The organism is Streptomyces sp. SM1 (genome assembly GCF_002910825.1).
Classification (GTDB): domain Bacteria; phylum Actinomycetota; class Actinomycetes; order Streptomycetales; family Streptomycetaceae; genus Streptomyces; species Streptomyces okerensis.
The window spans coordinates 1-8,190 of the sequence record NZ_NEUB01000457.1 but is presented as its reverse complement, the minus strand read 5'-3'; the positions used below and the strand labels follow the sequence as shown (position 1 = coordinate 8,190).

6 protein-coding genes and 3 pseudogenes are annotated in these 8,190 nt (G+C 72.8%); 3 read left to right on the top strand and 6 right to left on the bottom strand.

Going from position 1 to position 8,190, the window contains the following annotated elements:
• The coding region (locus tag B9S61_RS11490; RefSeq protein WP_103542170.1) for a LysR family transcriptional regulator at positions 1-735 on the bottom strand (735 nt) is incomplete at its 3' end.
• A gap of 154 nt (positions 736-889) precedes the next feature.
• Between B9S61_RS11490 and B9S61_RS11485 the strand changes: the two genes are divergently transcribed.
• On the top strand, positions 890-1,987 hold the full coding sequence (locus B9S61_RS11485) for a bile acid:sodium symporter family protein (RefSeq protein WP_258039628.1): 1,098 nt from the start codon (positions 890-892) through the stop codon (positions 1,985-1,987).
• On the opposite strand, the gene B9S61_RS11480 is transcribed toward B9S61_RS11485, so the two are convergent.
• The 3 genes and pseudogenes from B9S61_RS11480 to B9S61_RS42240 all read right to left on the bottom strand — a co-directional run.
• Positions 1,923-3,167 carry a DUF4185 domain-containing protein gene (locus B9S61_RS11480; protein ID WP_103542169.1) on the bottom strand — a complete coding sequence of 415 codons (1,245 nt, stop codon included), beginning with the start codon at positions 3,165-3,167 and terminating at the stop codon, positions 1,923-1,925. The genes B9S61_RS11485 and B9S61_RS11480 overlap by 65 nt on opposite strands.
• A gap of 82 nt (positions 3,168-3,249) precedes the next feature.
• Positions 3,250-4,101, bottom strand: coding sequence for a formate dehydrogenase accessory sulfurtransferase FdhD (fdhD, locus tag B9S61_RS11475; RefSeq protein WP_103542168.1), 852 nt, complete (start codon positions 4,099-4,101; stop codon positions 3,250-3,252).
• Positions 4,102-4,118: 17 nt separating this feature from the next.
• Positions 4,119-4,238 (bottom strand): annotated as a pseudogene (locus tag B9S61_RS42240) (Fe-S-binding domain-containing protein); the annotation flags it as partial.
• Positions 4,239-4,429: 191 nt separating this feature from the next.
• On the opposite strand from B9S61_RS42240, the pseudogene B9S61_RS11470 reads away from it, so the two are divergent.
• Together B9S61_RS11470 and B9S61_RS11465 are read left to right on the top strand one after the other, a co-directional pair.
• Positions 4,430-5,783: pseudogene (locus B9S61_RS11470) on the top strand (OFA family MFS transporter); the annotation flags it as partial.
• A 255-nt stretch (positions 5,784-6,038) separates the two neighbouring features.
• The gene (locus B9S61_RS11465) at positions 6,039-6,986 is read left to right on the top strand and encodes a beta-ketoacyl-ACP synthase III (protein ID WP_103542166.1); all 948 of its coding nucleotides are present in this window, start codon (positions 6,039-6,041) and stop codon (positions 6,984-6,986) included.
• Positions 6,987-7,200: 214 nt separating this feature from the next.
• On the opposite strand, the gene B9S61_RS11460 is transcribed toward B9S61_RS11465, so the two are convergent.
• Together B9S61_RS11460 and B9S61_RS40785 are read right to left on the bottom strand one after the other, a co-directional pair.
• Positions 7,201-7,878 (bottom strand): hypothetical protein, encoded by a 678-nt coding sequence (locus B9S61_RS11460; RefSeq protein ID WP_103542165.1) that lies wholly within the window; start codon positions 7,876-7,878, stop codon positions 7,201-7,203.
• Positions 7,875-8,190 (bottom strand): annotated as a pseudogene (locus B9S61_RS40785) (serine/threonine protein kinase); the annotation flags it as partial. The gene B9S61_RS11460 and the pseudogene B9S61_RS40785, both read right to left, overlap by 4 nt.

The window sequence follows — 8,190 nt, the reverse complement described above, 5'->3', positions numbered from 1 at the left end:
GGCCCGCTCCGTCATCCGCACCAGCCCCGGCGGGATCAGCCCGCGCGAGTGCACCATCACGCCCAGGCCCGCGCGTGCCGCCGCGAGCAGCCCGTTGAGGCTGCCGCTGGTGCAGACGATCCGCCACTGACGGCCCTCCCGCTCCAGCGCCCGCAGGGCGAGCGCCCGGGTGATGCCCGGCGGCGGGTAGACGATCAGCGGCACGGGCCGGTGCGGGTCCAGCCGCAGACCCGGTGCGCCGATCCACACCAGCTCGTCGTGCCAGACCAGCTCGCCCCGCGAGTCCTCCGGCCGCCGCTTGGCCAGTACCAGGTCCAGCCGGCCCGCGGCCAGCCGCTCGTGCAGGATGCCCGACAGTTCGACGGCCAGCTCCAGATCGACCTCCGGGTGTTCGTGCCGGAACCGCTCGAGGATCTCCGGCAGCCGCGTCAGTACGAAGTCCTCCGACGCGCCGAACCGCAGCCGCCCGCGCACCCGGGTGCCGGTGAAGAACTGCGCCGCCTGCTCGTGCACGTCCAGGATCCGCCGCGCGAAGCCGAGCATCGCCTCGCCGTCCTCGGTCAGTTCGACCGAGTGCGTGTCCCGGGTGAACAACTGCCGCCCGGTCGCCTCCTCCAGCCGCCGCACATGCTGGCTGACCGTCGACTGACGCAGCCCGAGCCGACGAGCCGCCTGCGTGAAGCTCAGCGTCTGCGCCACCGAAAGGAATGTGCGCAACTGCGTCGGGTCGTACACGACGCCAGCGTAACCATGGTGATCGGGGAACGCGATGACAGTGAGAGCGGTGTACCGGATTCCCGATCACAGCGGGCAGGAAGCAGGATGGGCAGGGCACGGCCCCGGCACAGCGGGCGTGCGCGGAAGCGTGGGTACGAGCAAGTGGAGCACCGTGAAACGCCTGCACCGGCCGGGCTGGATACCGATCGACCCGTACGTCCTGCTGCTGCTCGGCACCGTCGGCCTCGCCGCGCTGCTGCCCGCCCGCGGCACGGGCGCGGACCTCGCCTCCGGCGCCTCCACGGGCGCCATCGCCTTTCTCTTCTTCCTCTACGGCGCCCGGCTCTCCACCCGCGAGGCACTGGACGGACTGAAGCACTGGCGGCTCCACGTCACCGTGCTGGCCTGCACCTTCCTCGTCTTCCCGGCGCTGGGACTCGCCACCGGCGGACTCGTTCCGGTGCTCCTGACCGACCCGCTGTACCAGGGCCTGCTCTTCCTCACCCTCGTCCCGTCCACCATCCAGTCGTCGATCGCGTTCACCTCCATCGCCCGCGGCAACGTGCCCGCCGCGATCTGCGCCGGCTCCTTCTCCTCGCTGGCCGGCATCGTCCTCACCCCGCTGCTCGCGGCGGCGCTGCTGGGCGGCGGCGGGGGCGGCTTCTCCGGCTTCTCGGGCGGCTCGGTGGCGAGGATCGTGCTCCAGCTGCTGGTGCCGTTCGTCGCCGGGCAGTTGCTGCGCCGCTGGATCGGGGGGTTCGTCGCCCGGCACCGCAAGGTGCTGGGGCTGGTCGACCGGGGCTCGATCCTGCTCGTCGTCTACACCGCGTTCAGCGAGGGCATGGTGGCGGGCGTCTGGCACCGGGTGAGCCCCGCCCGGCTCGGCGGACTGCTCGCCGTGGAGGCCGTACTGCTCGCCGTGATGCTGCTGCTGACCTGGTACGGGGCCAAGGCGCTGCGATTCGGCCGGGAGGACCGGATCGCGATCCAGTTCGCCGGTTCGAAGAAGTCGCTGGCAGCGGGGCTGCCCATGGCGAGTGTGCTGTTCGGGGCGCAGGCCTCGCTCGCCGTGCTGCCGCTGATGCTGTTCCACCAGATGCAGCTGATGGTCTGCGCGGTGATCGCCAAGCGCCGTTCGCACGCCCCGGTGGAGGACACCTCTGACGCCGTGGAGGCGGTCGGGGAGGGCGAGGAGGCCGAGGGGGTCACCGTCCCGGAGCGAGTCGTACGGTCACGAACCGGGGCCGGTACAGGGAGACGTTCCGGCTGAGCATCGCGGCGGCTCCGCCCGTCTCCAGCCAGTTCACGTCGTAGCTGATCACCAGCCGGCCGTCCTCGCTCAGCTCCGGGTGTGTCTGCGGGTTGTAGGCGGCGGTCCCGGCGTCGGGCAGCGCGGGGGTGAGCTCGTGCGCCGGGCCGTGCCAGGGACCGGTCGGGGAACAGGCCCAGTACGACGCCACCGTGGTCAGCCCCTTGGCGCCGGTGGCCATGGTGAACAGGACGTACGTCCCCTCCTCCCGCGCCACCGAGAAGGCGCTGCCCACCCCGGTGCGCCGCCCGTCGCCGAGCACGGGTTCCGGGCGGGCCCGGGTCTGCCAGGCCGAGCCGTTCCAGTATTCCCAGGCGGCCGGGTCGGCGAGCCCGCCGTCCGGGACCCGGGCCACATACGCGTGCGAGGCCGGGCGGGCCGCGGGGCGGCCGTCGTCACCGCCGAAGACGTACGTCCAGCCGTCCTCCTCGACGAGGGTGGTCCCGAACAGCATCCGCCGGGACGGGTCGGCGACCCGCTCCTGGTCCAGCACCGTCACGATCGACTCCGGGCGCAGGTCGGGCAGGGAGAGCGTGGCGACCTCGGTGGCGGTGGGCACACCGTAGATCCAGGGATGCTGTGCGGTCTGGCGCACCCAGAGCAGGATCTTCAGGACCTGCTCGGACGAGCCGGGGGAGCGCGGCTCGACCCGGGCGGCGACCGGCCAGCGCCACCGGTCCGGCGACGGGTCGGGGAAGAGCGGGGCGGGCAGGGTGCCTTCCAGCCGGCCGTCGCGCATGAGCACGGCCGAGTTGCGCACGAGGGGGGCCGCCGCGTCCCGCCAGGTGTACGACTCGCCGGCCGGGTTCGGCGGGCCGTGCACCCGGCCCAGGAACGTGTCGGAGAACAGCCACAGCAGCCGGCCGTCGGGCAGCCGTACCGAGTGGGTGCCGTCGCCGCCGGTCCAGTCGTCGGTACGGCCGGCGTCGTCGCCGTAGCGGGCGAACTCGGAGGTGAGGGCGGAGTCGGCGGCCCAGGAGGCGACCGTACGCGGCCGGCAGCCGTCGTCGTCCGCCCGGCGGTCGTCGTCCGGCCGGCCGGTGACCAGCACGGCTCCGAGAACCAGCGTCACGGCCAGGGCCAGGGCCAGGGCGAACCCGGTCCCCGTCCGTCGTCGTGCTCCGGCTGTGTCGTCGGGCATGCTCAGGGACGCTAGTGGCTGGGGACGATCCGGGTCCATGGGGCTCCGGATCGGCGGCGGGATACCCGGCGAGTGGGGCCGGTCAGGCCCCGGCGGCCGCGGTCCGTACGGCGATGCGCTCCTCGCCCGCGTACACGTTCATGGAACTGCCGCGCAGGAAGCCCACCAGGGTCAGGCCCGTCTCCGCCGCCAGGTCCACGGCCAGCGAGGAGGGTGCCGAGACCGCCGCGAGCATGGGTATGCCGGCCATGACCGCCTTCTGCGCCAGCTCGAAGGAGGCCCGGCCGGAGACCAGCAGGACCGTCCGGGACAGCGGCAGGTCCCCGCGCTGCAGGGCCCGGCCGACCAGCTTGTCGACCGCGTTGTGCCGGCCCACGTCCTCGCGTACGTCGAGCAACTCGCCCCGCTCGTCGAACAGGGCCGCCGCGTGCAGCCCGCCGGTGCGGTCGAAGACCCGCTGCGACGCGCGCAGCCGGTCCGGCAGGCTCGCCAGCAGCTCCGGCTCCACGCGCAGCGGGGGAGTGTCGGCGATGGGGTGGCGGGCCGTCGTACGCACCGCGTCCAGGCTGGCCTTGCCGCACAGGCCGCAGGACGACGTGGTGTAGACGTTGCGTTCCAGCGTGATGTCCGGGATCACCACGCCGGGAGCGGTCTTCACGTCGACCACGTTGTACGTGTTCGCCCCTCCCTCACCCGTCGCCCCGGCGCAGTAGACGATGTTCCGGAGGTCCGGGGCGGTCGCCAGCACTCCCTCGCTGACCAGGAAGCCGGCCGCCAGGGCGAAGTCGTCACCCGGGGTGCGCATCGTGATGGCGAGGGGCTTGCCGTTCAGCCGGATCTCCAGGGGTTCCTCGGCGACGAGTGTGTCGGGCCGGCTGGAGACCGCCCCGTCCCGGATGCGGAGCACCTTGCGTCGTTCCGTGACTCGTCCCATGTCCCTACCAGTTCCACTCAGTCCCGGTTCTGCACATGACGGTGGCCGAAGCGGCCCTCGACACACAGGTTGTCGAGGGTCACCGGAGTGCCGTGCGGCGGCCTGACCTCCACGATCTCATTGTCCTGCACACGGAGTGCGCGTCCCCGGTCGTCCGTCGGGCCGGGCCGTGGGTGGGCCCGGGACGCGTGGTGGGGCGGGGGGACGCGCGGTGGAGCCGTGGAGGTGGCAGTCCGGAGGTGAACCCGGCAAGGCCTTGTGCAGTACCGGTGGTTGTCTGCTCAACCGTCTTCTCAACGGCATGCCGCTTCCCTACGGTTGTGGGTTCATGAGTCCCCCCGTCGCACCGCCGGGCTGGAGCCGCGGGGCTCGTGCCCCCCGCCGCGCTCTCCGTCCATCTGTCCATCGGCCAGGCCTACGCGTGGAGCGTGTTCAAGCCGCCCCTCGAGTCCGCGCTCGGCCTCAGCGGCACCCAGAGCGCCCTGCCCTTCCAGCTCGGCATCGTGATGCTCGGTCTGTCCGCCGCGTTCGGCGGCACCCTCGTCGAACGCCGGGGCCCCCGCTGGGCGATGCCCGTCGCGCTGGTCTGCTTCTCCTCCGGCTTCCTGCTCTCCGCGCTGGGCGCGGCCACCGAGCAGTACTGGCTGATCGTGTTCGGCTACGGCTTCGTCGGCGGCATCGGCTACATCTCGCCCGTCTCGACGCTGATCAAATGGTTCCCGGACCGCCCCGGCATGGCCACCGGCATCGCCATCATGGGCTTCGGCGGCGGCGCGCTGATCGCCTCGCCCTGGTCGGCGCAGATGCTCGACTCCTTCGGTTCCGACAACGTTGGCATCGCGCTGGCCTTCCTCGTGCACGGGCTCACCTACGCCGTGTTCATGCTGCTCGGCGTGGTGCTGGTGCTGGTGCTGGTGCGGGTGCCGCGCACCGCGCGTCCGGTGAGCGCGGCCGGTGCGCCCGGCGTGCCCGCCGCGCTCACCGGGCCGCAGGTCTCGGCCCGTTCCGCGGTGCGCACCCCTCAGTTCTGGCTGCTCTGGCTCGTGCTCACCCTGAACGTCACCGCGGGTATCGGCATCCTGGAGAAGGCCGCCCCGATGATCACCGACTTCTTCTCGGAGACCTCCGCACCGGTGTCGGCGACGGCCGCCGCGGGATTCGTCGCCCTGCTGTCGGCGGCCAACATGGCCGGCCGCATCGGCTGGTCGACCACCTCCGACCTCATCGGCCGTAAGAACATCTACCGGGTCTACCTCGGCGTGGGCGCGCTGATGTACGGGCTCATCCGGCTGTTCGGCGACTCCTCCAAACCGCTGTTCGTGCTGTGCGCCCTGGTGATCCTCTCCTTCTACGGCGGAGGCTTCGCCACGGTCCCCGCGTACCTCGAGGACCTCTTCGGCACCTACGAGGTGGGCGCCATCCACGGCCGGCTGCTCACCGCCTGGTCCACCGCCGGTGTACTCGGACCGCTGATCGTGAACTGGGTCGCCGACCGCCAGGAGGAGGCGGGCAGGCACGGCCCGTCCCTGTACGGGCTGTCGCTGGTCATCATGATCGGCCTGCTCGTCGTCGGCTTCGTCGCCAACGAACTGGTCCGGCCGGTCCATCCCCGTCACCACGTCCCGGGCACCGGGTCACCGAAGGAGGCCGCCGATGACCGGCGACAGCAGCCAGAGTCCGCCTGGCCCCGGCCGCCGGGGCCTGATCGCCTTCTCCTGGCTGTGGGTCGGGGTGCCGCTCACTTACGGTCTGTACGAGCTCGTACGCAAGGCGACACAACTCTTCACCGGGTGACCGGAAGAGGGTGAGCACCCCTCGACGGGTGACGGAAGCCGACAAGGCCGACGCGCGTTTCCTGTCGCTTCACCTGCCCTCGTACCGGTGAGTCACTGATCAGACTGGTGCATCCCGCAACCGAAAACGAGGGGGATCCACCCATGATCGGCTCGCGCATCGCCGCCGTCGGCCACTACCAGCCCGCCCGGGTCCTCACCAACGAGGATCTGGCGGGCATGGTCGACACCAGCGACGCGTGGATCACGAGCCGGGTGGGCATCCGCACCCGCCACATCGCCGGCCCCGACGAACCCGTCGACGAGCTGGCCGCGCACGCCGCCGCCAAGGCCCTGGCGGCGGCCGGCCGCACACCCGCGGAGATCGACCTGGTCCTGGTCGCCACGTCCACCGCGATCGACCGCTCGCCCAACATGGCCGCCCGGGTCGCCGCCCGGCTCGGCATGCCCGGGCCCGCGGTCATGGACATCAACGTGGTGTGTGCCGGCTTCACTCACGCCCTGGCCACCGCCGACCACGCGGTACGGGCCGGCGGTGCGAGCCGGGTGCTGGTGGTCGGCGCCGACAAGATGTCCGAGGTGGCCGACTGGACCGACCGCTCCACCTGCGTCCTCGTCGGCGACGGGGCGGGCGCGGCCGTGGTGGAGGCCTGCGCGCCCGGCGGGGAGCCGGGGATCGGCCCGGTGCTGTGGGGCTCGGTGCCCGAGATGGGGCACGCGGTCCGGATCGAGGGGACGCCGCCGCGGTTCACGCAGGAGGGGCAGAGCGTCTACCGCTGGGCGGCCACCCGGTTGCCGGTCGTCGCCCGCAAGGCCTGCGAGAACGCGGGGCTGACGCCCGAGGACCTCGCCGGGGTCGTACTGCACCAGGCCAACCTGCGGATCATCGAACCGCTCGCCCGCCGGCTCGGCGCCGTCAACGCCGTCGTGGCCCGGGATGTCGTCGACTCCGGCAACACGTCGGCCGCGAGTATCCCGCTGGCCTTCTCCAAGCTCGTCGAACAGGGTGCGGTGTCGACCGGCGATCCGGTGCTGCTGTTCGGCTTCGGCGGGAACCTGTCGTATGCGGGACAGGTCGTGCGCTGCCCCTGAGCGCGTACCTCCGGCCCTCGAACGGACATTCGGCGCCTCTGGCCCGACATCGGCGTTCGGCCCTCCGGCATGCCGTGCCGCCCCTCCGACGTGCGGTGGCGGCCCTCCGACGCGCAGCGCCGGTACTCCGGCGGGTGGGACGCGGGCGGCTCGCCCGGTCCCGGCAACTGCGCCCCCGCCGGGCGTGGCCGCGGGACTCCGGTGGTCTCAGTTCTCAGGGGCACGCGTAGGTGAGGTCGGCCGTGGTGGTGCGGGCGGAGGGGGACAGGATCCGCAGCTCCGCCCGTGCCTCGTAGCGTCCCGGGCCCTCGAAGGTCCACAGCAGATGGAGCCGCGCCTCCTTCTGCCCCCGCGCCATCTCCTCCCGCAGTACGCCGGACGAGGTGCCGTCGCTGCGTGTCCAGCGGTAGGTCAGGGTGCCCGGGCGGCCATTGGTGGTGACGGTGCCCACGACGTCCGCGGTGCTGTCGCACGCCACCGCGGCGGACGGGGCCGTGACCGCCGCACCGCGCACCGCAAGCTCCGGACCGAGCCGCTGCCAGGCCAGGAGGACGAGGACGGCGAGCAGGACGAGAACCGGCAGCGCGTACCGGCGTGGACCGGGCCGTCGCGGCCGGACGGGAGGCGGTGCCGGGGGCGGTGTCCGGCCGGCCCGGCGCGCGAGCGCGCCCTGCACTCCCGGGCCGAACCGCAGCACGGCCCCCTCGGTCCGGTCCGGCCGGGTACCGCCGTCCCGCACCCCGGACACCTCGCGTACGGTCGCCGTCACCGTGGTGTCCGGTTCGGGGCGCTGGAACCAGTGGCTTCCCAGCACCGTGGCGCTGTACTCGTCGCCGGCTCCGGGCCGGGCGCTCTCGCCGGGCGGCGGAGCGGGCTCGTCCGTCGCCCTCATCGCAGATCACACCGGCTGGTGAGGAGCTGCCGGGACGCGCCGCCGTCGGCGGAGGCCGGGGTGGTCGTCGCCGTCACCGTCCAGTAGCAGCTCCGGTTCTGGAAGGTGTGCTGGGCGGTCACCGTGTACTGGGTGGCGCCGCTGCGCGGGAAGACCTCGACGGCACCGTCCGGGGCTCCCGGCTGACCCGCGGCGTCGCCCGTGGACCAGCCGAGGTGGACCGACACCGGCCCGGTGCCGTCCGTGACGACGGTGACCGTGACGGTGGCGGTACCGGTGCCCGTCTGACGGAACTCCGAGACGGTGACGTCC